The sequence below is a fragment of the Streptomyces sp. TLI_053 genome, assembly GCF_900105395.1.
Taxonomy (GTDB): domain Bacteria; phylum Actinomycetota; class Actinomycetes; order Streptomycetales; family Streptomycetaceae; genus Kitasatospora.
Genome location: NZ_LT629775.1, coordinates 4437842 through 4463199, shown reverse-complemented (window position 1 = coordinate 4463199; position 25358 = coordinate 4437842). Strand labels below are relative to the sequence as shown.

The following is a 25358-nucleotide window of genomic DNA, read 5'->3' as shown; positions in this document are numbered from 1 at the left end:
CCCGGAGATCGTCACGTCCGGCGGCCCGTCCCACCCCGGTGGGGCGGGCCGTCGTCGTTCCCGCCCGCGGCCCGGCCGCGCGACCGGCCCCGGGGGTGTGTCCGGCGCTGTCCCCGCGGCAGGGAAGAATGCCCCCGTAGGGCACAACAGGGCGGCGGAAGGCGGCAGGTCCAGTGGAACCTCGGATTCTCGGCAGCGGCACGGACGAGCGCCTCGCGGACCCCTTCGGCAGCGCCGAACTGCGCCGCCGGGTGCTGGACGCCTGGGCCGCCTCCCCGGCCAGGTTCCGGGAGGACGCCAACGCCGAGGAGGAGCTGGCCCTCGGCGGCTACCGCGACCGGCTGGTCGTCGAGCTGGCGCAGAACGCCGCCGACGCCGCGGTCCGGGCCGGGCACGGCCCCGGCCGGCTCCGGCTCACCCTGGCCGACGGCGTGCTGGCCGCCGCGAACACCGGTGCGCCGCTGGACGCGGCGGCCGTCGAATCGCTCTCCACCCTGCGCGCCTCCTCCAAGCGCGGCGACCGGGACAGCACCGTCGGCCGGTTCGGGGTCGGCTTCGCCGCCGTGCTCGCGGTCACCGACGAGCCCGCCGTGCTCGGCGCGGCCGGCGGGGTGCGCTGGTCGCTCGGCGAGGCCAGGTCGCTGGCCGAGGCGCAGCCCGTGCTCGACGAGGAGCTGCGCCGCCGGGACGGCCATGTGCCGCTGCTGCGGCTGCCGTTCGCCGCCGAGGGCCCCGCACCCGACGGGTACGACACGGTGGTGGTGCTGCCGCTGCGCGACGCGGCCGCCGAGGACCTCACCCGCCGACTGCTGGCCGGCATCGACGACGCGCTGCTGCTCACCCTGCCCGGCCTGGCCGAGGTCGTGGTGGAGACCTCGGAGGGCACCCGCACGCTGACCCGCTCGGCCGCCGGGCCGCGTCCGGACGCGGCCCTCCCGGCGCCGGGAGGCTCGGCCGCCGGGGCGGAGATCAGCGAGGTCACCATCACCGACGACGCCGACGGGCAGCTGCGGCGCACCGTCTGGCAGACCGTCGGGGCGGCCGGACCGCTCGACGCCGGGCTGCTCGCCGACCGGCCCACCGAGGAGCGCACCCGCCCGTACTGGACCGTGACCTGGGCGGTGCCGGTCTCCGACGACGGCGACCCGCAGCGGCCGGCGATCGCCCCGGTGCTGCACGCGCCCACCCCGAGCGACGAGCCGCTCGACCTGCCCGCGCTGCTGATCGCCTCCTACCCGCTGGACTCCACCCGCCGGCACGTCGCCCCCGGCGCGCTCGCCGACTTCCTCACCGAGCGGGCCGCCGACGCCTACGCCGAACTGCTGCGCGCCCGCGGCGGCGACCTCGGCTCGCTCGGCCTGGTGCCCGGACCGCTCGGCCGGGGCGCGCTGGACAACGCGCTGCGCGCCGCCGTGCTGTCCCGGCTGCCCGGGACGCCGTTCCTGCCGCACCCGGCGCCGGTCGAGGAGGGCACCCCGGCGTTGCGGCCCCGGGACGCGACCCTGCTGGAGGGCGCGGACGGATCGGTGGTCGAGGCGCTGGCACCGATCTTCCCCGGCCTGCTGCCGGCCGGTCTGGAACGCCGCACCGAGCTGCGGGTGCTGAACGTGCGCCGGGTCCCGCTCGCCGAGGTGGTCGACCAGCTGGGCGGCCTGGACCGGGAGCCGGCCTGGTGGCGCAACCTGTACGCGGCGCTCGGCGGCGCCGACCCGGAGGCGCTCGGCGCGCTGCCGGTGCCGCTCGCCGACGGGCGGACGGTGACCGGGCCGCGCCGGGTCCTGCTGCCCTCGGACGCCGCCGACTGGGCGGCCTTCCCCGGCTACCCGGAGGCGCTGGCCGACGCGCTCGCGGTGCTCGACCTGCGGCTCGCCCACCCGGAGGCCGCCCACCCGCTGCTGGCCAAGCTGGGCGCCGGTGCGGCCACCCCCGCCGGGGTGCTGGACACGCCCGAGGTGCGGGCCGCCGTCCTGCGCTCCTACGAGCTGGCCGAGGACGACCCGGACGCCGCCGCCGACCTCGCCGAGGCCGTCCTGGCGCTCGTCCGGGCGGCCGCCCCGGCCCCCGGCGAGCACCCGTGGCTGGCCCGGCTGGCCCTGCTCGACGACGAGGGCGAGCCCGCCCGGGCCGGTGAACTCCTGCTGCCCGACAGCCCGTTCGCCGCGCTGGCGCGCGAGGACGACGCCGCCTGGGTGGACGACGAACTGCTGGAGCGCTGGGGCCCCGAGGTGCTCGCCGCGGTCGGCGTGCTCGCCGGGTTCGTGCTGGTCCGGGCCGAGGACGTGGTGCTCGACCCGGACGACCTGGAGCGGCTCGACCCCACCGCGCCCGCCGACCGGGCGGCCGGCGGCCACCCCACCGGGCTGATCGACGAGGCACCGGACGGCCTGGCCGACTGGGCCGAGGACGCGCTGGAGGCCCTGCACGCCGATGACGCGGACGCGATCGGCGTGCCGCCGGTCGCCGCCGAGCTGCTCGCCGTCCGCGACCTGGACCTGGTGGACGACGACGCCTGGCCGCAGGCGCTGGCCACGCTGGCCCGCCCGCCGTACCGGGACGCCGTGGTCACCCCCGTGCGCACCCTGCTGCCGGACGGCTCGTACACCGACCTGCCGCCGTACACCGCCTGGTGGCTGCGCGACCACCCGGTGCTGGACGGCCGCGAGCCCGCCGGGCTGCGCGCGGCCGGTGCGGACCCGCTGCTGCGCGGTCTCTACGACGAGGCCCGCACCACCCTGGACGAGCAGTTCCTGCACGCGCTGGGCGTGCGCACCACGCTGACCGCACTGCTCGCCGAGCCGCACGGTCCCGACGAGGTGCTGGACCGGCTCACCGATCCGGACGCCGAGATCGGGCACCGCCAGCTGCACGGCATCCTCAGCGCGCTGGCCCGGGTCGGCACGGACCGGATCGAGGCGCTGGACGTGGTCAGGGCGGTCCCGCCGATGGACCGCGCCACCGGGCGGAGGCCGGACCGGACCGTGGTGGTGGACGCCACCGAGGCCGTCGTCGCGGACGCCCCCGACCTGGTCGAGCTGCTGCACGACCACCCGTTGCTGCCGGTCGCCCCGGCACTGGCGGCGGACCTCGCCGAGCGGCTGCACGTCTCGCTGGCCAGCGAGGTGGCCGGCGGGCGGGTGCTCTCCGAGGGCGCGCTGCACCGGGTGCCGGCGGTGGTGCGGGAGCTGCTGCCCGGCTGCCCGGTGGCGTACGAGGAGCACGAGGAGCTGCTGGTGGTGGGGCCGGACGGGGAGGAGGCGGCCGTCGACTGGCGTTGGGACGGCGCGGCGGACACCCCGGAGGCGCCGTACGACCCGGAGTCGGCCGAGGAGGCCGACGAGGACGACGAGTTCGAGCTGCCACCGGTGCCCGGGCTGCTGCACGCGGCGACCCCGGAGGGCCTGGCCGCGGGCCTGGCCTGGTCGGTGGGGCAGTGGCACCGCCGGTTCGAGGTGCTGGCCGCGCTGAGCGAGCCGGACCGGGCCTACGAGCTGTCCGCGGCGCGGGACTACGAGGGCTGACGGGGCGGCGGGGCCGGGCGCGGCGAGGAGCGTGCGTCCGGTCCCGGCCTCCGGTCCGTCCGGATCCCGTCGGTCAGGAGCGGGAGCCGGAGCGGGTCCGGCCGCGGGCGATCATCCGCAGGTAGAGCGCCAGGGTGCTCAGTACCCAGGTGGCGGTGAGCACCGCCGCCACCGCCTTGGTCAGCAGCGGACCGGCTTCGACGCGCGCGAGCGCACCGGCCCCCACCAGCAGCCCGGCCAGCAGCCCGGTGACCAGCAGTCCGCCCAGGAAGGCCGCGAAGGCCTCCAGTTCCCCGCCCCTGCGCCCCATCGCGGTACCCCCCGTCGTCCGAACCCCTCCGGTTCGTGGCTCAATCATCGAGCCGGCGCCGCATGATCCGCCAGACCACTTCCAGGACCAGTCCGGCGGTCACCGCGATGCCCACCCCGATCCACGGGTCCCGGGTGCCGGACAGCGAGAGCTGGAAGAAGTCGGAGAGCCACGGCACGGTCATCACCAGCGTGAAGCAGCCGCACATGGTGGCGATCAGCAGCACCCGCCACCAGTTGTAGGGGCGGGCGACGATCGCCAGCACCCAGATGGCGACCAGGAACAGCGTCAGGGTGGCCACGCTGGTGTCCGACTCGAGGTCGGTGGCGTGGTCGGCCCGGGCGAGCGCGTACGCGGTGAAGGTCGCCGTACCGGCGATGATGCCGCCCGGGACCGCCAGCCGCAGCACCCGGCGCACGAAGCCGGTGCGGGCGCGCTCGTTGTTGGGCGCGAGCGCCAGGAAGAAGGCCGGGACCCCGATCGTCAGGGTGGACAGCACGGTGGAGTGCCGGGGCAGGAACGGGTACGGCGAGTGGGTGAAGATCACCAGCAGTGCCAGCAGCACCGAGTAGACCGTCTTGACCAGGAACAGCCCGGCCACCCGCTCGATGTTGCCGATCACCCGGCGGCCCTCGGCGACCACCGAGGGCATCACCGCGAAGGAGTTGTTCAGCAGCACGATCTGGGCGACCGCCTTGGTCGCGTCGCTGCCGCTGCCCATCGCCACGCCGATGTCCGCGTCCTTGAGCGCCAGCACGTCGTTGACGCCGTCGCCGGTCATCGCCACGGTGTGCCCGCGCGACTGCAGCGCGCCGACCAGTTCGCGCTTCTGCTGCGGGGTGACCCGGCCGAAGACGGTGGTGCGCTCGGCGAGGTCGGCCAGCGCCTCCGGCTCGCCGGGCAGGGTGCGGGCGTCCACCGGGTGGTCGGCGCCGGGCAGCCCGAGGTGGGCGGCGACCGCGCCGACCGAGACGGCCGCGTCACCGGAGATCACCTTCGCCTCGACCTGCTGGCTCTCGAAGTAGCGCAGGGTGTCGGCGGCGTCCTCGCGCAGCCGCTGCTGGAGCACCACCAGGGCGAGCGGGCGCAGTCCGGCGGCCGGGTCCGGGGCGTCCAGCGGGACGGGCGTGCGGCCGAGCAGCAGGACCCGCAGGCCCTGGGCGCCCAGCTCGTCGACCTCGGCCAGGGCCGGGTGGCCGGCCGGCAGCAGGACGTCCGGCGCGCCGAGCAGCCAGCTGGCCTCGCCGCCGCGCGGCTCCAGCAGCTGGACCCCGCTCCACTTGCGGGCGGAGGAGAACGGCATCGCCTCGATCACCCGCCAGCCGCCCCGGGCCCCCGGGGCGCCCCGGCCGGCCTCCGGGCCGTCGCCGTCCGGGGACCGCGGGCCGCCGACCGCGGCGTCCCGGCCGTCGCCGTAGGCGTCGATGACGGCCTGCATGGACGCGTTGGGGCGGGCGTCGGCCCCGGCCATCACCGCCAGTGCCTGTTCGACGGTCTCCTCGAGGGTGCCCCGGTCGTCCAGCCTGCCGCGCTCGTCGGTGGCCCCGGCGTCCCCGCCGTCCGCGTCGGCTCCGAGGATCCGCAGGTCCACCAGGTCCATGCCGCCCTCGGTGAGGGTGCCGGTCTTGTCCAGGCAGACGGTGCTCACCCGGGCCAGGCCCTCGATCGCGGGCAGCTCCTGGACCAGGCACTGCTTGCGGCCCAGCCGGATCACCCCGATCGCGAACGCCACCGAGGTCAGCAGCACCAGGCCCTCGGGCACCATCGGCACGATCCCGGCGATCATCCGGCGGACCGCCTCGCGCCAGTCGCGGCCCTCCACGGCCAGCTGGCTGATGATCAGACCGACCGCGGTCGGGACCAGCAGCCAGGTGATGAACCGCAGGATGCTGTCGATGCCGCTGCGCAGCTCCGACTTCACCAGCGTGAACCGGCTGGCCTCCTCGGCCAGCTGCGCCGCGTACGCCTCGCGGCCGACCTTGGTGGCGGTGAAGGTGCCCGCGCCGGCCACCACGAAGCTGCCGGACATCACCTGGTCGCCGGGCTGCTTGAGGACCGGGTCGGGCTCGCCGGTGAGCAGCGACTCGTCGATCTCCAGACCGTCCGCCTCGGTGACCTCGCCGTCGACGATCACCTTGTCGCCGATGCCCAGCAACACGGTGTCGTCCAGCACGATCTCGCCGACGGCGATCTGTTCGACGGTGCCGTCCCGGCGGACCTGGGGTCTGGCCTCGCCGATCAGCGCGAGGCTGTCCAGGGTCTTCTTGGCCCGCAGCTCCTGGATGATGCCGATCGCCGTGTTGGCGACGATGACCAGTCCGAAGAGACCGTCCTGGATCGGGCCGACGACCAGGATGATCGCGAACATCACGCCGATGATCGCGTTGAAGCGGGTGAAGACGTTGGCCCGGACGATCTCCTTGGTGGAGCGGCTGGAGCGGACCGGTACGTCGTTGACGTCGCCCCGGGCGACCCGTTCGGCCACCTCGGCGGCGGTGAGCCCGCCGCGTCGGCCGGGCAGCAGCCCGAGCGGGTGGGCGCCGTCGGGCCTCTGCCCGTCGGGCTTCTCCCCGGTGGCCGGGGCCGCGGTCGGCCGGTCCTCGGCGGGCTGCGCAGGCTGCGTCATGGCACCGACTCTACGGGTGCCTTATGTCCGATGCGTGCTACTAAAGGACTATTCAGTCCGACTGGGTGGCAGGGCCCCCGCCGTTCCCCCCGGGGGCCGTGCGCGGCGCCCGCTCGGCCGCCTCCGCGGTGCCCGTCGGGCCCGTCGCCCCGGCCTCGGCGGCCCGGCTCCGGGCGATGGCGTCCCGGCGGGCCCGGCAGTACCAGAGGCCGATCAGACCGAGGCCGCCGCCGGCCAGGCAGATCCACGGCCAGTTGCCGTGGCCGTGGTCGGAGAGGGTCCCCCAGAAGGGGAGCAGGACGACGAACGCCACGAACCAGAGCACCGTCCCGCCGCCGACGATCGCGACGTCATTGGCCTCCAGCGGAGGTGGAGCGGGGTGCGTCGGCGTCTTGGGCATGGGCCCTAGGGTACGGGTGCGGCGGGCGTTCGATCGATTTCCTGCGCGGACTGTCCGGGGACGTTCCGGTCCCCTTCTGTCTACGCGCGAAGATAGCGAACGGGCGACAGCGGAACTCATACTTGTCATTCCGGTTGTTCGGGGCACGTCCAGGACATCGTGCTTCGTGCCCGTCCGACCGGATCGCCCGGCCACAGTCGCCCGGGCGGCTCCCCCTCTCTCCTCCGCCCCCACAGAGGACGCAGCATGCCCGTGGCCCAGCCGACCACCGAGTCGCCCGAGCCCGCCCAGCCCGACGCGCCGAAGCCCCCGACCGGCGCCCTGGACCGCTACTTCCGGATCGGCGAGCGCGGCTCCACCCTGCCGCGCGAGATCCGCGGCGGCATCGCCACCTTCTTCACCATGGCCTACATCCTGGTGCTGAACCCGATCATCCTGGCCAGCGCCACCGACATGACCGGCGCCCACCTGGACAACACCCAGCTGGTCACCGCCACCGCGCTCACCGCGGGTCTGACCACGCTGCTCATGGGTGTGATCGGCAACGTCCCGATCGGCCTGGCCGCCGGCCTCGGCGTCAACACCATCGTCGCCCTCCAGCTCGCGCCCAAGATGACCTGGCCGGATGCGATGGGCATGGTGGTGCTGGCCGGCTTCGCGATCATGATCCTGGTCGCCACCGGCCTGCGCGAGCGGGTGATGAACGCCGTCCCGCTCGGGCTGCGCAAGGGCATCGCCATCGGCATCGGCCTGTTCATCAGCCTGGTCGGCCTGGTCGACGCCGGCTTCGTCACCCGGATGCCCGACGCCGCCCACACCACCGTGCCGCTCCAGCTCGGCACCGGCGGCCACCTGCTCGGCTGGCCGGTCCTGGTCTTCGTGCTCGGCCTGCTGCTGACCCTGGTCCTGATCGTCCGCAAGGTGCCCGGCGCGATCCTGGTCTCCATCGCGGTGATGACCGTCGTCGCCGTGGTCATCGACAAGCTCGCCGACCTGCCCGACAGCGCCTGGGGCCTGACCGTCCCGGCCTGGCCCGGCAGCCCGGTCGCCAAGCCCGACTTCGGCCTGGTCGGCGAGGTCAGCCTGTTCGGCGGCTTCGGGAAGGTCGGCGTCCTGACCGGCGTCCTGTTCGTCTTCACCGTCCTGATGTCCTGCTTCTTCGACGCGATGGGCACCATCCTCGGCGTGGCCGACGAGGCCCACCTGCTGGACGCGAAGGGCGACCTGCCGGGCATCAACAAGGTGCTGATGATCGACGGCATCGCCACCGCGGCGGGCGGCGCGACCTCCTCCTCCGCGAACACCTGCTTCGTCGAGTCCACCGCGGGCGTCGGCGAGGGCGCCCGGACCGGCTTCGCCTCGATCGTCACCGGCGCCCTCTTCATGGTGGCGCTGTTCTTCTCCCCGCTCGCCAAGATGGTCCCCGCCCAGGCCGCCACCCCCGCCCTGGTCGCCGTCGGCTTCCTGATCCTGGCCAACTCGATCAAGGAGATCGACTGGGCCGACTACACGATCGCGATCCCGGCGTTCCTGACCATCGTGATGATGCCGTTCACCTACAGCATCACCAACGGCATCGGCTTCGGCTTCATCGCCTTCTGCGTGCTGCGCCTCGCCGCCGGCCGGGGCCGGGAGGTGCCGGTCGCGATGTACGCGGTGTCGGCGGTCTTCGCGTTCTACTACCTGATGCCCGCCCTCGGCCTGCTCTGAGGCCGGACGCCGCTTGGTCCCGGGCCCTCCCCGCACTGCGGGGAGGGCCCTCGGCTTTCCGTCCCCCCGGCCCCCCGGACCGGCCGGGGGGGCGAAGGTACGGACGCCGGAGAACCGGCCGGGGGGGGGCGACGGCGGTGCTCCCGTGCCGGAGCGGCGTGGAGCCCGCGGCCGCTTCCGGGTCCCGGGGCGGTCAGTCGGTCGGATCGGTCATGGGACGTGATTCTGCAGGTCACGCCCGCCCCTTGGTCGGGCGGGGCGGGGCGGGGCGGGCGCGGTGGGCGGAGGTCAGTGGACGCAGTACTCGTTGCCCTCCGGGTCCTGCATGACCACCCAGGAGCCGCCCGGTTCGGCGACCTCGCGCAGGGTGGTGGCGCCGAGGGACTCCAGGCGGGCGACGGTGGCGGCGCGGGCGTCCGGGCCGGGGTGGAGATCGAGGTGGAGGCGGTTCTTGCCCTGCTTCGGTTCGGGGACGCGCTGGAAGAGGATGCGGCGGCCGAGCCCGGTGCCGGAGGCGGGGTCGTGCGGGTCCTCGGGGTGGCGGACGGCGGCGAGGGTGAGCCAGGCGTGGCGGCCGTCGACCTCGGTGACCTGGGCCGGGGTGACCGCGTCGGCCGACAGCAGGTTGCCGATCAGCGTGCTGTGGTCCTCGACGGTGTAGTCCAGTGCGGCGCCCCAGAAGGCGGCCTGGCGGTGCGGGTCGGCGGCGTCGATGACGAGCTTCCAGTGCATGGGCATGTAACCAGTTATAGGGGTTGCCGGGCACCGGGGACAATAAGGGGCGTCAAGAGGCTCGCGGTGTAGCGGAGTTGACCGGGGGCATACTCCGGGCGAGACGGGGGAGGGGAGCGGTTCGATGGTGCGACAGGATCCGCCGACGGGGGTCGAGGCCCAGCTGCTGCCGGAGCTGTTCCGGACGGCCGACCGGGCGTCGATCGCGGGCCAGCAGGAGACGCTGCGCTGGTACCGGGGGCTCATCTCGATGCTGGTGGTCGCGGCGGTGGTCGGCTCGCTGCCCGGGCCGGACGACAAGGGGGCCGCCGATATCACGCCGCTGTTCTCGGTGGTGGCGTTCCTGGTGGCCGGGTACTTCTGGTCCCGGCTGCGCCGGGGCAATCCGCAGGCGCGGTGGTACGAGGCGCGGGCGGCGGCCGAGTCGGTGAAGACGCTGGCCTGGAAGTACTCGGTGCGGGCCCGCCCGTTCGAGGGCGAGGCGGAGTCGGCGGACGTCGACCGGGTCTACCTGCTCCAGCTGGAGGACGTGCTGCGGGCCTTCGAGGACCCGGCGATCGTGCCGCCGGACGCGGTCGCCGAGATCACCCCGGAGATGCGGCGGGTGCGGGCGGAGTCGCTGACCTCGCGCCGCACGCTCTACCTGCGCACCCGGGTGGAGGGGCAGCGGACGTGGTACCGCTCGCGCGCCGAGTCCTGCGAGTCGCAGGCGGTCACCTGGGGGCTGGCCGTCGCGGCGCTGATCATCGTCGGTGCGGCGGCGGCGATCGCGCAGGCGACCGGGGCGCTGCAGGTGCACGTCTTCGGGGCCACCTCGGCGGCGGCCGCGTCGGTGATCGCCTGGACCCAGCTGAAGCAGCTCCGCCCGCTGGCGGCCGCGTACCAGCTGGCGGCGCGGGAGCTGGAGAACGTCGGCAACCAGCTCTCCGACCTCGACCTGCGCGGGCCGGACGCCGAGCGGGGCTGGGCCCGGCTGGCGGCGGAGGCGGAGGACGCGGTGTCGCGCGAGCACACCACCTGGCGGGCCAAGCGGGCCTTCCCGCGCTGATCGGGGCCTGTCGGCGCCGGGCGGGGCGGGCGGGTGGTCCGGTGTCGCGCTCAGGCGTCCAGGGGTGCTAGTCCGAACGGGTGGCCGGCCGGGTCGATCAGCACCTTGAGCGTGCGCCCGTGCTGGTAGGTGGGCTCGGTCGCGCCCAGGGCCAGCGCGCGGGCGGTGGCCTCCTCCAGGTCGTCGACGTAGAAGTCCAGGTGGAAGTGCTTGCCGCCGTCCGGCTCGACCCAGGGCTCCGGCCGGTACCCGTTGACCCGCCCGAAGCCGAGCGGGCTGCCGCCCTCCGGGTTGTCCAGGATGGCGAACTGCTCGTCCACGTGCCGGGTCTCCCACCCGAGCAGCTCGCCGTAGAAGGCGGCCAGTGCGACCGGGTCGGCACAGTCGATGGTGACCATGGCGAGGCGGGCGAAGCCGGTGTCGGCCTGCGCGGCCTGCTCGGCGGCGACGTCGGTCATGTCTGCTCGGCCCTTCTGCTGAGGGGTGGTGCGGCGCCGGGGGTCCGCGTGGACCGGGCCCCACGATCCAGCATCGCACCGGGAGTCATCGGGGGCACGGCCAGAGATGTGGGGCGAATCGGTCTGGAACGTTCCGGATCGCTACAGAATCGGCACTTCTCGGGCATCGGACCACCAATGCTTAGTTGTATAAACTTTTGATCCAATCGAGGGATTGTTGGTTACGGGGGGTTTCTCGATGGCAATCGAACTGCCCGACGAAGTCGCGACGCTGCTGAACTTCATCGGCATCCGCTGGCCTTCGGTCAACGAGGACAGGGTCCGCGAATTCGGCGAGCACATCAAGGAGTTCGCCAAGGGCCTGGAAGAGGTGCACGCGGACTCGACCGCGACGGTCCATCAGCTCGGCGGCGCCTACGAGGGCGCGTCCTACCAGGCGCTGGCCGCCAAGTGGGCCCTGATGTCCGACAAGCACTTCAACGAGGTCGTCCAGGCGGCGCACGTGGTCGCGCAGGCGATGGACATCGCCGCCGACGCGATCGTTGCGATGAAGCTGGAGGCGCTCGGCGAACTCATCGTCCTGGCCGCCACCTTCGTCGCCGCCCAGGCCGCCGCGGTGGCGACGGCCGGGCTGGCGGAGGTCGGCGCGATCGCGGCCCAGCAGGCCGCGCGCAAGCTGATGTCCTACCTGGCGCACCAGCTGGAGGAGTACATCGTCGCCCAGGTGGTGGAGGCCGCGCTCAACCCACTGATCGAGGTCGTCGCGGAGGCGGTGTCCGGGCTGGTCTTCGAGGCGGCCGAGGCCGCGGTCGACGGCGGCTCGGTCGGCGCCGCGTTCAAGATCGATCCGGCCGCGGTGGAGGCGCACGCCCGCGCCCTGCACGAGCAGGCGGAGAAGGTCGCCCAGCACGCCCAGGTCTTCGGCGCCCGGGTGTCGGCGGTGAACTTCGAGTGAGCGATCCCACCGTCAAGGCGCTCAAGAACGTCGCGACCAAGCTCGGCAAGACCCTGTCGGACGACATGGGCAAGGCCGCGAAGAAGATGTACAAGCAGGCGGGCGACAACCTCAACAAGACCGCCAAGCACCACAAGGACAACGACCACCACACCGCCGACGACTTCGACGGCAAGGCCAAGGACAAGGCCGCCGAACCGCCCAAGACCGGTAGCGGCGCGGGCGGTGACGGGGCGAAGCCGGCGCCCCGGAAGTACTACATCCACGACGACGGCCGGGTCCAGGAGATCAAGGACGGCAAGCTGGTCGACCTGCAGAACCCGGACGCGTCCCTCAAGACCGTCCTGGACGGGACCAACGTCAAGGACCCGACCAAGGCGGAGCTGGACAAGTACCACAACGCGAAGAAGTACAAGAAGTCCGACACGGACGACGAGGGGAAGCAGAAGCAGGACGAGAAGGTCGTCAGCCAGCGGATCGACAAGCCGGACGAACTCTCCCGGGCGGTGGAGGAGGTCCGGCGGGCGCAGGGCGACTACGGCGGCAAGAACTACGCCTCGCTCCGGTACCGGGACGAGAAGGGCGAGTTCATCCTGGTCGGCCGGAGCGACTACAACCGGAGCCACTCGGAGCGCTCGATCGGGAAGCCGCTGCTCGGGGACAAGGCGGGCAACGTCCGGGAGCTCTACACCGAGCGGGAGCCCTGCCAGGCGGGCCCGAACTGCCAGCGTTGGCTGGGCCGGCACTTCGAGTCCCAGAACCCCGACCTGAAGGTCACCCACGGCGTCGCCTACGACAACAAGATCCCGGCGAACGACCGGGACTGGGCGCACAAGGCCTACCTGAAACAGCTCGAGCAGGACCACGCCGCAGGGCAGCACGGTGGCACGATGGGCAGCAAGGACTTCGACGCGCAGGGGCAGCAGGACAAGACGGCCTCGGCCGCGAAGAAGAAGGCCAAGGGTCTGTGACGGCCGGGAACGAAGGATGGACGAGGTGCTGGTAGGGATTGAGTGGCCCGTGGTCGTGGAGCGGGCCACGCCCGGCGACCTGCTGCGGTTCCGCCCCGAGGTGGCGGCGCGGATCTGGCCCGAGGGCGACGGCGCGCGCTTCGTGACCGAGATCGGGATCCCGTTCTCCAACGGGCTCTTCCGGATCCTGGAGGAGTTCGCGGACCGGGACCCGGCCACCCCGGCCCACGCCTTCGAGACCTGGGACTCCTCACCGGTCGACACGGAACACGGCCGGCTGCAGCCGCTGGGCAGCCTCTTCCAGGCGACGGTGTACGCGCACCTCGGCGACGGCACGATCTGGGTCTCGGACCCGGACGCCGAGATCGAGTACGAGCTGGTCCACGGGGACGTCTCCTCCCTGAGCTACCTCGTCTACAAGTTCGAGGTCGAGCGTCCGGGCCCCGACGAGCGCCCGGACCCCAACGACTGGGCCGCGGTCGAGGAGATCGTCCGGGAGGGCATGGAGCGCTGGGACGCGCTGCCGTTCAAGAGCGAGTTCTGGGCGATGTTCCTCGACACCTGGGCCACCCTGTGAGCGGGGGCCGGTAGGTGCTGGTGCCGATCGACTGGCGGGCGGTCGAGCGGGGCCTGCCGCCGGGTTCGATGCTGCGGTTCCGGCCCGAGGTGGCGGCCGAGCTCTGGTCCGGGGACGCGGACGCCGTGCGCTTCGTGACCGAGATCGGGGTGCCGTTCTCCAACGGGCTGTTCCGGATCCTGGAGGAGCTCGCGGACCGGCGTCCGGACAACCCGGACTGGGCGTTCGCCCGGCCGTTGACCGACTCGCTGGTCGAGACGGAACACGGGCGGCTGCGGCAGCTGGGTGAGCTGTACGGAGGGTTCGTCTTCCTCAACCTCGACGACGGGACGATCTGGGTCTGCGACCCGGACGCCGACGAGGAGTACGAGCTGATCCACCGGGACATCTCCTCGCTGTCCTACCTGGTGTACAAGATCGAAGTGGAGAAGCCGACGCCCGAGGAGCGGCCGACGCCCTACGACTGGGTCAACGCCGAGGAATGCGTCCGGGAGGGCATGGAGCGCTGGGACGAGGTGCCGTTCGGGGACGGCACGCAGTTCTGGAACGTCTTCATGGACTCCTCGTACCACATGACATGAGAGGGCCGGTTCGAACGTGAACGCGGACAGGGACGACGAGCTGGCGGCGGCGCTGCTGGCGCACTTCGGGCCGCGCGGGCTGCGGGCCCTGCCGATCGCGCCGGCCGGGCCGTTGCGGCATCCGGGGCTTCCGGTGCAGGTCGGGCCGTACTTCCGGGCGGCGGAGGAGGACGATCCGCTGTCGGTGGGGGAGTGGGCCGGGGCGGACGCCGGGCCGGCGGCGGCGCAGTTGCGGATCGGGACGGACGGCGGGGCCGAGCTGTACTTCGCGCCGGACCGGTCGGTCCGGGCGGTACTGCCGGGGGCCGAGCCGCTGGACCTGCCGGTGAGCGGCAGCGCGGCGGCGTTCGCGGCGGGACTGCTGCTGCTCGACCGGCTGCTGCCGGCGGTCGCCGGGGTGGACCGGCCGGACCTGGCGCTGGCGGCCTACCGGGAGCTGCGGCAGGGCCTGCTGGCCGCGGACCCGACCGCCTTCGACGACCGCGAGGGCTGGTGGCCGCGGGTGCTGGACGACCTGCGGCGGCCGTTGAACATCGACTCCTCGGCGGCGTTCGAGGTGGTGGACGGGCAGGGCGCGAAGCGGATCGTCACCGAGGTGGGCGGCCCCGGTCTGCTGCACCCCGAGGAGGCGCTCTGGCACCGGCTGCGGGCCGAGGGCGTGGAGGCCGAGCAGGTCGTCCGGGTGTACTGCGAGCTGGAGCCGTGCATGATGCCCGGCCACTACTGCGCGCGCTGGCTGGCGCGGGAGTTCCCGCAGGCGGAGTTCACCCACAGCTTCGACTACGGCGACACGGCCGAGTCCCGGGAGAGCGGGATCAAGGCACTGATGATCAGCGTGGCCGAGCGGCGAGGCTGAGCCGGGCACGGAGTTCGACGGGGCCGCACGGCAGTACGGCGGCACGGCAGCACGGGGAGAGGGAAGCAGGACATGGCGGGGAGCGGGCCGCGGATGCCGCGGCTGGGGGCGGGCCGCAGGCCGGCCGGGATGGCGTTGCTGGGCTGGCTGGACGACCCGCGGGCGCCGCGGCTGTGCCGGGTCGCCGGGCCGCCCGGGTCCGGCAAGTCGCACCTGCTGGCCTGGCTGGTGCGCGGCTGCACCGGGGCCGACACTCCGGGCGGGCGGCGGATCCACGCGGTGCTGCCCGCCGCCGGTGCCACCGTGCGGACGGCCGTCTGGTCGCTGGGGCAACAGCTCGACCTGGTCGCGCACGCCCCGGGCCCGCTGGTCGCGGCGATCGCGGCCGACGGCCGGCCGACCGTGCTCTGCGTGCCCGGGCTGGACCTGGCGGAGGACCCGGCCGCCCTGGTGACCGAGCTGCTCGACCCGCTGCTGCGGCTGCCCGGGGTGCGGCTGGTGGTCGGGGCGGCGACGAACGGCCCGGCCGCCCGGTCGTTCACCGCCGTGCCCGCCCCGGCCGTGCTGGACCTCGGCGAGCCGCAGTGGACGGACGCCGCGCGGTTCGCCGCCTGGGCGGTGGAGCGGGGCGGCGACCCGGCCGCCTACCCGCTGCCCGGACCGGTCCTCGGCGAGCCCGCCGTCCCGCCCGCCCCGTTGCCGCCGCCGCCCGGGACCGAGCTCCGCTCGCTCGGCGAGGAGGCCCTGTCGGCGCTCTGGACGACGGTGGCGGCGGACCCCGGCCCGCTGGCCGCCGACCCGCTGCTCTACGCGCTCGCCCGCCCCGTCCCGGTGACCGCGGCGGTCGAGCGGCGGGACGACGCGCTGGCCAGGGCCTGGCGGGCCGCCGGGCCGGCGGTGATCGAGGAGCCGGACCCGGCGGTGCGGGCGGCGGTGCTGCGCACCCGGCTGTTGGGCGGGGACACCGCCGCCGCGGCGGCCGCGGCCGTGCTGGCGCAGCTGCCCGGGCCCTGGGCCGGGCGCTGGGCCCGCTGGGAGGGCGTCGACCGGGACTGGCCGGGACCGGCGGTGGCACTCGCGGCCGGCGCGGGGCCGTACGCGGGGCAGGTGCTGGTGGCCGGTCCGACCGGTTCGGTGCGGAGCTTCGACGCCGCCACCGGCCGTCGCGTGGGCGCGCTGGTGGTGCCCTCGCCGCGCCCGCTGCGGGGGCTGGCGGTGACGGCGGGCGGTTCCGCGGTGCTGCTCGATGCCTGGGGGCGGCCGGAGCTGGTGGTGCCGGCCGAGCCCCGGCCGGGCCTGGAACCGTACGGGCTGACGGCGGCGCTGGACGCGGTGGGCGCGGCCGCCGGGGACCTGAGCGCGGTGGCGGCGGTCGGCGGTCTGGCGGACTCCGCGCCGGCCCTCGGCGACGCGGCCGGCGCGGTGCACTGGTTCGAGGACGGCAAGGTGCTGAGCGAGCGGCTGCACCACGGGCCGGTGACGGCCCTGGCCGGTACCGCGCTGGGCGGCGGGCCGCTGTCCGATCCGGAGATCCCGCTGCTGGTGAGCGGTGGTTTCGACGGCGCGGTGCGGCTCTGGGGGCCGCGTTCGGCGCCGATGCCCGAGCCGTCCGACCGCCGGGGCTGTCCGGTGACGGCGGTGGCGGCCGGGGCGACGGCGGCCGGTCCGGTGGTGGCGGCGGCCTGGTCGGACGGCTTCGTCCGGGTGCGGGACCTGGGGACGGGCGGGGTGCTGGACCTGCGGACCGGCTCGGAGGTGTGGTCGCTGGTGCTGGCCGGCACGCTGCTGGTGCTGGGCATGCCGGACGGTCTCGCGGCGGTGGACACCCGGCGCTGACCCGCTCTCGTCCCGCGCCCGTTCCCCGCGCGCCCACCCCGCTCTCGTCCCGCGCGGGCACCCCGTCCGCAACCTCGCGCGCGTACCCCGGTCGGGAGGCCGTGATGCGGGCGAACGGAAACCAATTTTCTTTAGCGAGAGTAATGACGTAAGCTAAACACCATGCCCGAGATGTCCGAGCAGGACCTCGCAGCCATCAGTCAGCTGCGATCGTCCGCCATGCGCCTCTCCCGTCGACTGCGTCACCAGCGGGTCGAGGAGTCGCTCAGCCCCACCGAGATCGGGGTGCTGGGCACCCTCGCCCGGTGCGGGAAGGCCACACCGGGCGAGCTCGCCCGGAAGGAGCACGTGCAGCCGCCCTCGATGACCAGGATCGTCGCGATGCTGGAGGAGAAGGGCCTGGTGCGGCGCGAGCCGCACCCGGAGGACCGCCGTCAGGTGGTCGTCAGCAGTACCGAGGAGGCCGAGACGATCCTGGCGGAGTCCCGCAGCCGCCGGAACGCCTGGCTCGCCGAACTCGCCGAGGGACTCGACGAGGAGGAGTGGGCGAAGCTCCGCGAGGCCGCGCCCGTGCTCTACAAGCTCGCACACCTCTAGGCAGATCGATTCCGGTAGCCGCCGGAGGACGAAGGAGAAACGCATTACCGCAGGACCCAGGACAGACACCAGGAGCGCGACGGCCGGAGCACCGGCCGCCGCGCCGCGAGGGGAGACCACTGTGACACCGCCGGCCGCCGCCACCGCAGCCGCCACCCGTACCCGGACCGACGAGCAGACCACCGACACCGCCGCGGCGAGCGCCGCGGCCGCCGAGACCCAGGCACCCGCCCCCACGGGGCTGCCGGGCAACGGCGACGACGACCCCGACGAACGCACCGCGGCGGAGGATCCCGCCGCTCCCGGCCGCAGCCGCGCGGCCACGTCCCCGAGGACGGCGGACTCGCCGACCGGAGCCCGGTTCACCAGGCCCGGGGGGATGTTCAGCTCACTGAGCGTTCGCAACTACCGCTACTACTTCGCCGGCCAGGTGGTGTCCAACACCGGGACCTGGATGCAGCGCATCGCCCAGGACTGGCTGGTCCTGAGCCTCACCGGCAGCCCGCTCGCGGTCGGCATCACCACCGCGATGCAGTTCCTGCCGATGCTGCTGCTCGGTCTCTTCGGCGGAGTGCTCGCCGACCGGCTGCCCAAGCGCAAGCTGCTGATCGCCACCCAGGGCGCGATGGGCCTGCTGGCCGCCGGCCTCGCCGTGCTGACCGTGGCCGGCGTCGTGACGCCGTACTACGTCTACGCGTTCGCGCTGCTGCTCGGCCTGGTCACCGTGGTCGACAACCCGGCCCGGCAGGCCTTCGTCTCCGAGATGGTCGGCCCGAAGCACCTCGCCAACGCCGTCAGCCTGAACGCCGCCAACTTCCAGACCGCCCGGCTGGTCGGACCCGCCGTCGCGGGCCTGCTGATCGCCGCGGTCGGCAGCGGCTGGGCGTTCGCGGTGAACGCGCTGTCCTTCGCCGCCGTCATCGGCGGACTGCTCGCCATGCGCGGGAGCGAACTGCGCCCGACCGAGCCGATCGCCCGGGAGAAGGGCCAGCTGCGGGAGGGGCTGCGGTACGTCAAGGAACGGCCGGAGCTGTTCTGGCCGATGGTGCTGGCCGGCTTCATCGGCACCTTCGGGTTCAACTTCCCGACCCTGCTGTCCGGTTTCGCCACGGAGTTCCACGTCGGCGCCGGGCAGTACGGCCTGCTGAACACCGCGATGGCGGTCGGTTCGCTGGCCGGTGCCCTGATCGCGGCCCGCCGGGGCGCGCCCAGGCTGCGCAGGCTCGTCGCCGCCGCCCTCGGCTTCGGCGCGCTGGAGGTGCTGGCGGCGTTCGCGCCCGGCTACTGGACCTTCGCGCTGCTGCTCACCCTGATCGGGGTGTTCGGGCTGAGCTTCAACACCTCGGTCAACGCCGCTCTGCAGCTGGGCACCGAGCCGGCGATGCGGGGCCGGGTGATGGGCCTGCTGGTGCTGGTCTTCACCGGCGGCACGCCGATCGGGGCGCCGATCGTGGGCTGGGTCACCGCCTCGTACGGGCCCCGGCTCGGGCTGCTGGCCTGCGGCCTGGTCTCGGCACTGGCGGCCACCGCGGTCGGCCTGGTGCTGGCCCGCAGCGCCGAGCTGCGGCTGCGGCTGGACCTGCACCCGGGGCGGGGCGGCCGCGTCGTCGCCCTGGTGCCGCGGACGCCCGTCGGCGTCACGCCGGAGCTGGCCACCGCCTGCTGACGACGGACCGGACCCGCTGACGGCGGGTCGGCCCCCGCTGACAGCGGATCGGCCCCGGAGCGCCAGGACGGCGCTCCGGGGCCGACGGCCGTTCCGGAGCCGGACCGGCGGCCCGTTCCGGAGCCGGACCGCCGATCCGGGTCAGAGCCGGATCGCCAGGATCTGCCCCTGCCAGAGCCCGGCCGGCTGCTCGACCTCGAAGGACTCGGTCTCGGTGAAGCCGAGCGCCCGGTACTGGCCGACCAGCTTGCGGTCGCCGCCCGCGAAGCAGTCCACCCGCAGCAGGCCGATGCCGCGCCGGCGCGCCTCGTCGAGGGCGTCGGCGATCAGCGCGGCGCCGATGCCGGAGCCCTTGCGGGACCGGTCGGTCACCAGGTTCCGGATGTACAGCTCGGGCTCGTCCACCGGGGTGGCGCACTCGGGCCGCTCCTCGGACAGCACGCAGGAGCCGACGGTGCGGCCCTCGTCGTCGACCGCGAGCCGGATCAGGAACGGCTCGCGGCCGTACTTGCCGATGCGCTCGACCCGGGCCGGGGTGCCGCTGAACGAGTGGTCGCCCCACTGGCGGGTACGGCCCTGGGCGGTCAGCCACTCCACGGCGCCGTCGAGCAGGGACAGGATGTCGGGGATGTCTTCGGGACCCCCGTTGCGGATCTTCATGGAAAACCGTTCTAGTCCAAACCGTCGCCCGGTGGAAGATGTCCCCATGAGGCTCTTCGTGGCGGTGCTGCCTCCGGTGGAGGCGTTGCAGGACCTGGTCGACGCGGTGGCGCCGGTGCGCGGGCTGCCCGGGGCGGACCGGCTGCGCTGGACGGCGGTCGAGGGCTGGCACCTGACCCTGGCGTTCCTCGGCGAGGTGCCGGAGGACCGGGTGCCGGAGCTGTCGGCCGGTCTGGCGGCGGTGGCGGCGGTGAATCCGGCGCACCCGTTGCGGCTGGCCGGGGCCGGCCGGTTCGGCGACAAGGTGCTCTGGGCCGGGGTGGAGGGGCGGGTGTGGGCACTGCGCGGGCTGGCCGAGGCGGTGGCCGGGGCCACCGCGGAGGTGGCGGGCGAGGCGGACGCGTTCAGCTTCCACCCCCATCTGACGCTGGCCAGGGCGGGGTCCTCACGGGGGCAGCGGCGCGCGGTGCAGCGGGCGGCCGCGGCGGAGCTGGACGGGCTGGCGCAGGCCCTGGAGGGGTACCGCGGGCCGGACTGGGAGGCCGCCGAGCTGCACCTGATGCAGAGCGAGCAGGGCGGCGGCTTCGCCCACTACGGCTCACTGGCCTCCTGGCCGCTGGCCCGCTGGGAGGGCTGAGCGGGCCGGTCCCTCGGTCGGGCCGGTGCTCCGGTCGGGCCGGTGCCTCGGCCGGGTCGGTGCTGCGGTCGGGCCGGTGCTCCGGTCAGGGCCAGATCCGCATGGCGTCCGCCGCGACCCGTTCCAGTTCGGCGCGGGTCGCGCCGTCGCGAGCGCGCTGCGACATGCCCTGGACCACGGCCGCGGTGAACTGCGCCAGGGCCGCCGGGTCCGTCCCGGCGGGCTCGTGACCGGCCGCGACGTCGGCGCGGATCAGTGATTCCAGGGCGCGGACATTGGCGTTGCGCATGTCCCGGACGGCCCCGGTCACCTCGGGCGAGGTGCAGTTGACCGTCGAGCTGATCAGCAGACAGCCCCACGGGTGGTCGGGGTCGGTCGCCATGGCGGCGGCCTCGCGCAGCATCCGGGCCACCCCGGCCCGGGCGGTGGGCTCCTCGGCGAGCGCGCGGGTCGCGTAGGCGCCGTGGCCCTCCCGGTACCGGTCGACCACCTCGCCGAAGAGGGCGCTCTTGTCGCCGAAGGCCGCGTAGAGGCTCGGCGGGCGGATGCCCATCGCGGTGGTGAGGTCGGCGACCGAGGTCGCCTCGTAGCCGCGTTCCCAGAACAGCCGCAGGGCCTGCTCCAGGGCGGCCTCGCGGTCGAAGGAGCGCGGGCGGCCGCGCTTCGCAGGGGTGGTGGCCATGCGCCGATTCTATATCGCCCACTACAGAAACCGTGCTACGGTCATTTCATTAGCGATCACTACAGAAATGGGTGCCGCCGGACCGGCGGCACCCGGAAGAAGGGGGCGGTCATGTCGAGGTTGACCGGGCGGACGGCGCTGGTGACGGGCGGCAGCCGGGGCATCGGGCGGGGCATCGCCGAGCGGCTGGCACGGGAGGGCGCGCTGGTCGCGGTGCACGGGCGGGACCCGGAGGCGGCCGGGCGGACGGCGAAGGAGATCGAGCGTGACGGCGGCCGGGCCTTCGCGGTCGCCGCCGAACTCGGTGTGCCCGGGGACGCCGAGGCGCTCTGGGCGGCCTTCGACGCCGGGCTGGCCGGGTACGACGGCGGCCACGGGCTGGACATCCTGGTGAACAACGCCGGGATCGGGCAGCCGGGGCGGATCCACGAGGTGGACGAGGCCGCCTACGACCGGGTCTTCGCCGTCAACACCCGGGCGCCGTTCTTCGTCGTCCGGCACGGCCTGGACCGGCTGCGCGACGGCGGGCGGATCGTGAACGTCTCCTCGGGCGTGACCCGGGTGGCGTTCCCGGAGGCCGTCGCCTACGCGATGACCAAGGGGGCGCTGAACACCCTGACGCTGACCCTCGCCCAGGAGCTGGGGCCGCGCGGGATCACCGTCAACGCGGTGCTGCCGGGCATCGTGGCCACCGACATCAATCCCTGGCTGGCGGATCCGTCGGCGCGGGCGCGGGCGTCCTCGTACTCGGTGTTCGACCGGGTCGCCGAGCCGGGCGACGTGGCGGACGTGGTGGCCTTCCTGGCCTCGGACGACGCCCGCTGGGTCACCGGCCAGAACCTCGACGCCAGCGGCGGATCCAACCTCGGCGTCTGAGCGCGGAGCGTGCGGGGGTACGCTCGTTGACCGTGGATCCCAAGACTCGCATGCGAATCGTGACCGGCGCGCTCGTCCTGCTGCTGGTGATCGTGCTGGCCAGTTCGCTGGTCGGCCGGTAGCAGCCGGGGCCGGCGGAACGGAGAAGGGCCACCGCCCGGAGGCGGTGGCCCTTCACACGTGCGGGTGCGGTCGGCCGGGACTGCCCGGCCGTGCAGCCGGTGCGGTCGGTCAGAGCCGCTCGACCACGTAGTCGATGCAGACCGTGAGCGCCTCGACGTCGGCCGGCTCGATCGCCGGGAACATCGCGACCCGCAGCTGGTTGCGGCCGAGCTTGCGGTACGGCTCGGTGTCGACGATGCCGTTGGCACGCAGCGCCTTGGCGACGGCGGCGGCGTCCACCGAGTCGTCGAAGTCGATCGTGCCGACGACCTGGGAGCGCTCGGCCGGGTTCGCCACGAACGGGTTGGCGAACGAGGACTTCTCGGCCCAGCCGTACAGCCGGGACGAGGAATCAGCCGTACGGGCGACGGCCCAGTCGAGCCCGCCGTTGCCGTTCATCCATTCCAGCTGGTCGGCCAGCAGGAAGAGGGTGGCGATGGACGGGGTGTTGTACGTCTGGTCCTTCGACGAGTTGTCGATCGCCGTCGGCAGGTCGAAGAACGGCGGGACGTACCGGCCGGAGCCGGCGATCTCGGCGGCGCGCTCCAGGGCGGCCGGGGAGAACGACGCCAGCCACAGCCCGCCCTCGGAGGCGAAGGACTTCTGCGGGGCGAAGTAGTAGACGTCGGTCTCGGTGATGTCCACCGGCAGGCCGCCGGCGCCCGAGGTGGCGTCGACCAGCACCAGCGAACCCTGGTCGGCACCGGCCGGGCGGGCGATCGGCATCGCGACGCCGGTGGAGGTCTCGTTGTGGGTGAGTCCGTAGACGTCCACCCCGGCCTCGGCGACCGGCAGCGGGTGGGTGCCCGGGGCGGTCTTGATCACGCTCGGCTCGGCGAGCCAGGGCGCGGCCTTCACGGAGGAGGCGAACTTGGAGGAGAACTCGCCGAAGTCGAGGTGCTGGGACTTCTCGCGTACCAGGCCGAAGGCCGCGATGTCCCAGAAGGCGGTGGACCCGCCGTTGCCGAGTACCACCTGGTATCCCTCGGGGAGGGAGAACAGGCTGCTCACGCCCTCGCGCACGCGCTTGACCAGGTTCTTCACCGGGGCCTGGCGGTGGGAGGTGCCGAGCAGGGAGGTCTCGGTGGCGGCGAGGGCACTCAGGGCCTCGGGGCGCACCTTGGAGGGGCCACAGCCGAAACGGCCGTCGGCGGGCTTGATGTCAGCGGGGATCTGGATCTGAGCCACGCGCCGCAGCCTACCGGCCGGGGCGCCCGCGGTTCGACGCCCGTCCGCCCGCTGAGATGCCCCGCACCCGCCCGCGAGCTGCGGAAACAGCGGGTCCGGTTCGGTATCCGGACCCGCTGTCGGGGGAGTGGCGACGGCGGTGTCAGCCGGCGATGGCCTCGAAGCCCTCGATGTCGCGGGGGCTGCGCGGGCCGGGGCCGATGTAGCGCGCGGCGGGGCGCACGAGGCGGCCGGTGCGCTTCTGCTCCAGGATGTGCGCCGACCAGCCGGCGGTCCGGGCGCAGGTGAACATCGAGGTGAACATGTGCGCCGGGACCTCGGCGAAGTCCAGCATGATGGCGGCCCAGAACTCGACGTTGGTGGCCAGCACGCGGTCGGGGCGGCGGTTGTGCAGCTCCTCCAGCGCGGCCTTCTCCAGCGCCTCGGCGACCTCGAAGCGCGGCGCGCCGAGCTCCTTGGCGGTGCGGCGCAGCACGCGGGCGCGCGGGTCCTCGGCGCGGTAGACGCGGTGGCCGAAGCCCATCAGGCGCTCGCCCTTGTCCAGGGCGTTCTTGACCCAGGCGGTCGCGTCGCCGGTGCGCTCGATCTCCTCGATCATGCCGAGCACGCGGGACGGGGCGCCGCCGTGCAGCGGGCCGGACATCGCGCCGACGGCGCCGGACAGGGCGGCCGCGACGTCGGCACCGGTGGAGGCGATGACGCGGGCGGTGAACGTGGAGGCGTTCATGCCGTGCTCGGCGGCGGAGGTCCAGTAGGCGTCGATGGCCTTGACGTGCTTCGGGTCCGGCTCGCCGCGCCAGCGGATCATGAACCGCTCGACCACGGTCTCGGCCTTGTCGATCTCGCTCTGCGGGACCATCGGCAGGCCCTGGCCGCGGGCGGACTGGGCGACGTAGGACAGCGCCATCACGGCGGCGCGGGCGAGGTCGTCGCGGGCCTGCTCGGCGTCGATGTCCAGGAGCGGCTTGAGGCCCCAGACCGGGGCGAGCATGGCGAGGGCGGACTGCACGTCGACCCGGATGTCGCCGGAGTGGACGGGGATCGGGAACGGCTCGGCGGCCGGCAGGCCGGGGTTGAACTTGCCGTCGACCAGCAGGCCCCAGACGTGACCGAAGGAGACATTGCCAACCAGGTCGTCGATGTCGACGCCTCGGTACCGCAGGGCGCCGCCTTCACGGTCGGGTTCGGCGATCTCGCTCTCGAAAGCGACGACGCCTTCGAGCCCGGGTACGAAGTCGGACATGCACGGCTCCTTCAGTTCTGCGATCGGCGGGCCTCCGTGGTGGGGAGGCACACCAGTGACCGAATGGTGGTTGGCACTCGGTGCCAGGGTGACAGGCACGGGGTGCATTGCGCCATACACCACCATGGTGATGTTTCCCGAGGGCCCGCTTGACTTTTCGCCCGAGGGCCGGTCGTGCCCGGGAAATCTCCGGAACCAAGGGTGCGGTTCAGGACAAATCACCGTACGACGGGCGGTCAAGCGGTGGCGAGTCACCTTATCTCCCACCGGGGTTTGTCCGGAGGTAGCGGTGCCGGTTGCTTGTCGTACGGGATGATGTTGACGTGCAGACCCCGGACCGCGCCCAGTCGACGCCCCTGCCCCCCGCCACCCGGATCCCGGCCGACGAGGCCCGACCCGGGCCGGACCTCGCCGTGATGCGCAAGCACTACACGCACGAGGGACTGGCCGAGGAGGACCTCGCCGCCGAGCCGATGGGCCAGTTCACGCGGTGGTTCCACGACGCGGACGACGCCGGGGTGGTGGAGCCCAACGCGATGGTGCTCTCCACTGCCGACGCCCAGGGGCGGCCCAGCTCGCGCACCGTGCTGCTCAAGGGGTTCGACGCCCGCGGCTTTGTCTTCTTCACCAACTACGGCTCCCGCAAGGGCACCGAGCTCGCGGCCAACCCGTACGCGGCGCTGCTCTTCCCGTGGGTCGCGCTGGCCCGCCAGGTGATCGTCCAGGGCCCGGTGGAGAAGGTCGGCCGGGACGAGACCGCCGCCTACTTCCGCACCCGCCCGCACGGCTCCCAACTCGGCGCCTGGGCCAGCGAGCAGTCCAGCCCGGTCGCCTCGCGGGAGGTGCTGGAGCAGCGCTACGCGGACCTCGAGCGGCGCTACCCGGAGGGCGAGGGCGTGCCGGTGCCGCCCTTCTGGGGCGGCTACCGGGTGGTGCCGGAGAGCGTGGAGTTCTGGCAGGGGCGGGAGAACCGGCTGCACGACCGGCTGCGCTACCTCGCCGACCCGGCTGCCCCGGCGGGCTGGCGGGTGGAGCGGCTCTGCCCGTGAGTCCGGCCGGGCGGTGCCCC

23 protein-coding genes are annotated in these 25358 nt (G+C 73.9%); 14 read left to right on the top strand and 9 right to left on the bottom strand.

Translation table 11 applies throughout. The annotated features are described in order from the left end of the window. Positions 1 to 173 precede the first annotated feature (173 nt). Positions 174 to 3518, top strand: a complete 3345-nt coding sequence (locus BLU95_RS17855) for a sacsin N-terminal ATP-binding-like domain-containing protein (protein WP_231978616.1) — start codon at positions 174 to 176, stop codon at positions 3516 to 3518. A 73-nt stretch (positions 3519 to 3591) separates the two neighbouring features. On the opposite strand, the gene BLU95_RS17850 is transcribed toward BLU95_RS17855, so the two are convergent. Genes BLU95_RS17850 through BLU95_RS17840 form a run of 3 tightly spaced genes read right to left on the bottom strand, consistent with a single transcriptional unit; the run spans position 3592 to position 6854 of the window. Beyond that, the gene (locus BLU95_RS17850) at positions 3592 to 3828 is read right to left on the bottom strand and encodes a hypothetical protein (protein WP_093860901.1); all 237 of its coding nucleotides are present in this window, start codon (positions 3826 to 3828) and stop codon (positions 3592 to 3594) included. Positions 3829 to 3868: 40 nt separating this feature from the next. Then, complete coding sequence (locus BLU95_RS17845) at positions 3869 to 6454, bottom strand: HAD-IC family P-type ATPase (RefSeq protein ID WP_093860900.1); 2586 nt, start codon at positions 6452 to 6454, stop codon at positions 3869 to 3871. A 52-nt stretch (positions 6455 to 6506) separates the two neighbouring features. Further along, positions 6507 to 6854, bottom strand: a complete 348-nt coding sequence (locus BLU95_RS17840; RefSeq protein WP_093860899.1) for a DUF2530 domain-containing protein — start codon at positions 6852 to 6854, stop codon at positions 6507 to 6509. Between the two features lie 246 nt (positions 6855 to 7100). Between BLU95_RS17840 and BLU95_RS17835 the strand changes: the two genes are divergently transcribed. Beyond that, positions 7101 to 8564 (top strand): NCS2 family permease, encoded by a 1464-nt coding sequence (locus BLU95_RS17835; protein ID WP_093860898.1) that lies wholly within the window; start codon positions 7101 to 7103, stop codon positions 8562 to 8564. 288 nt (positions 8565 to 8852) lie between these two features. Here BLU95_RS17835 and BLU95_RS17830 read toward each other — a convergent pair whose 3' ends face one another. Next, positions 8853 to 9296, bottom strand: coding sequence for a VOC family protein (locus BLU95_RS17830; protein ID WP_093860897.1), 444 nt, complete (start codon positions 9294 to 9296; stop codon positions 8853 to 8855). A 124-nt stretch (positions 9297 to 9420) separates the two neighbouring features. On the opposite strand from BLU95_RS17830, the gene BLU95_RS17825 reads away from it, so the two are divergent. Next, the gene (locus tag BLU95_RS17825; protein WP_093860896.1) at positions 9421 to 10344 is read left to right on the top strand and encodes a DUF4231 domain-containing protein; all 924 of its coding nucleotides are present in this window, start codon (positions 9421 to 9423) and stop codon (positions 10342 to 10344) included. Between the two features lie 50 nt (positions 10345 to 10394). Here the strand turns inward: BLU95_RS17825 and BLU95_RS17820 are convergent, their stop codons facing one another. Continuing rightward, positions 10395 to 10802: a VOC family protein gene (locus tag BLU95_RS17820; RefSeq protein WP_045937644.1), complete on the bottom strand. Its 408-nt coding sequence runs from the start codon at positions 10800 to 10802 to the stop codon at positions 10395 to 10397. A 238-nt stretch (positions 10803 to 11040) separates the two neighbouring features. Here BLU95_RS17820 and BLU95_RS17815 point away from each other — a divergent pair, with 238 nt between their 5' ends. The 8 genes from BLU95_RS17815 (at position 11041) to BLU95_RS17780 (ending at position 18841) form a co-directional block, all read left to right on the top strand. Continuing rightward, positions 11041 to 11757 (top strand): WXG100-like domain-containing protein, encoded by a 717-nt coding sequence (locus BLU95_RS17815; RefSeq protein WP_093860895.1) that lies wholly within the window; start codon positions 11041 to 11043, stop codon positions 11755 to 11757. Further along, a complete protein-coding gene (locus BLU95_RS17810) occupies positions 11754 to 12728 on the top strand; it encodes a nucleic acid/nucleotide deaminase domain-containing protein (protein WP_093860894.1) in 975 nt (324 codons plus the stop codon). The genes BLU95_RS17815 and BLU95_RS17810 overlap by 4 nt, the downstream gene beginning before the upstream one ends. Positions 12729 to 12753: 25 nt before the next feature. Further along, on the top strand, positions 12754 to 13305 hold the full coding sequence (locus BLU95_RS17805; RefSeq protein WP_159424919.1) for an SUKH-4 family immunity protein: 552 nt from the start codon (positions 12754 to 12756) through the stop codon (positions 13303 to 13305). A 14-nt stretch (positions 13306 to 13319) separates the two neighbouring features. Then, complete coding sequence (locus BLU95_RS17800; RefSeq protein ID WP_093860892.1) at positions 13320 to 13886, top strand: SUKH-4 family immunity protein; 567 nt, start codon at positions 13320 to 13322, stop codon at positions 13884 to 13886. A 16-nt stretch (positions 13887 to 13902) separates the two neighbouring features. Then, positions 13903 to 14742, top strand: coding sequence for a nucleic acid/nucleotide deaminase domain-containing protein (locus tag BLU95_RS17795; RefSeq protein WP_231978615.1), 840 nt, complete (start codon positions 13903 to 13905; stop codon positions 14740 to 14742). Positions 14743 to 14814: 72 nt separating this feature from the next. Next, the gene (locus BLU95_RS42320; RefSeq protein WP_159424918.1) at positions 14815 to 16578 is read left to right on the top strand and encodes a hypothetical protein; all 1764 of its coding nucleotides are present in this window, start codon (positions 14815 to 14817) and stop codon (positions 16576 to 16578) included. A gap of 162 nt (positions 16579 to 16740) precedes the next feature. Continuing rightward, positions 16741 to 17175 (top strand): MarR family winged helix-turn-helix transcriptional regulator, encoded by a 435-nt coding sequence (locus BLU95_RS17785; protein ID WP_093860890.1) that lies wholly within the window; start codon positions 16741 to 16743, stop codon positions 17173 to 17175. A gap of 121 nt (positions 17176 to 17296) precedes the next feature. Next, positions 17297 to 18841: an MFS transporter gene (locus BLU95_RS17780; protein ID WP_231978614.1), complete on the top strand. Its 1545-nt coding sequence runs from the start codon at positions 17297 to 17299 to the stop codon at positions 18839 to 18841. A 141-nt stretch (positions 18842 to 18982) separates the two neighbouring features. On the opposite strand, the gene BLU95_RS17775 is transcribed toward BLU95_RS17780, so the two are convergent. Further along, the gene (locus tag BLU95_RS17775) at positions 18983 to 19501 is read right to left on the bottom strand and encodes a GNAT family N-acetyltransferase (RefSeq protein WP_173862070.1); all 519 of its coding nucleotides are present in this window, start codon (positions 19499 to 19501) and stop codon (positions 18983 to 18985) included. A gap of 46 nt (positions 19502 to 19547) precedes the next feature. Here BLU95_RS17775 and thpR point away from each other — a divergent pair, with 46 nt between their 5' ends. Then, positions 19548 to 20138, top strand: a complete 591-nt coding sequence (gene thpR, locus BLU95_RS17770; RefSeq protein WP_159424917.1) for an RNA 2',3'-cyclic phosphodiesterase — start codon at positions 19548 to 19550, stop codon at positions 20136 to 20138. Between the two features lie 85 nt (positions 20139 to 20223). Here the strand turns inward: thpR and BLU95_RS17765 are convergent, their stop codons facing one another. Further along, the gene (locus BLU95_RS17765) at positions 20224 to 20820 is read right to left on the bottom strand and encodes a TetR/AcrR family transcriptional regulator (RefSeq protein WP_093860888.1); all 597 of its coding nucleotides are present in this window, start codon (positions 20818 to 20820) and stop codon (positions 20224 to 20226) included. A 111-nt stretch (positions 20821 to 20931) separates the two neighbouring features. Between BLU95_RS17765 and BLU95_RS17760 the strand changes: the two genes are divergently transcribed. Next, positions 20932 to 21696, top strand: coding sequence for an SDR family NAD(P)-dependent oxidoreductase (locus BLU95_RS17760; RefSeq protein WP_093860887.1), 765 nt, complete (start codon positions 20932 to 20934; stop codon positions 21694 to 21696). 231 nt (positions 21697 to 21927) lie between these two features. Here BLU95_RS17760 and serC read toward each other — a convergent pair whose 3' ends face one another. After that, on the bottom strand, positions 21928 to 23046 hold the full coding sequence (serC, locus tag BLU95_RS17755) for a phosphoserine transaminase (RefSeq protein ID WP_093860886.1): 1119 nt from the start codon (positions 23044 to 23046) through the stop codon (positions 21928 to 21930). 142 nt (positions 23047 to 23188) lie between these two features. Further along, positions 23189 to 24289, bottom strand: a complete 1101-nt coding sequence (locus BLU95_RS17750) for a citrate synthase 2 (protein ID WP_045937634.1) — start codon at positions 24287 to 24289, stop codon at positions 23189 to 23191. Positions 24290 to 24705: 416 nt separating this feature from the next. Between BLU95_RS17750 and pdxH the strand changes: the two genes are divergently transcribed. Further along, on the top strand, positions 24706 to 25338 hold the full coding sequence (gene pdxH, locus BLU95_RS17745) for a pyridoxamine 5'-phosphate oxidase (RefSeq protein WP_093864944.1): 633 nt from the start codon (positions 24706 to 24708) through the stop codon (positions 25336 to 25338). Positions 25339 to 25358: the final 20 nt, after the last annotated feature.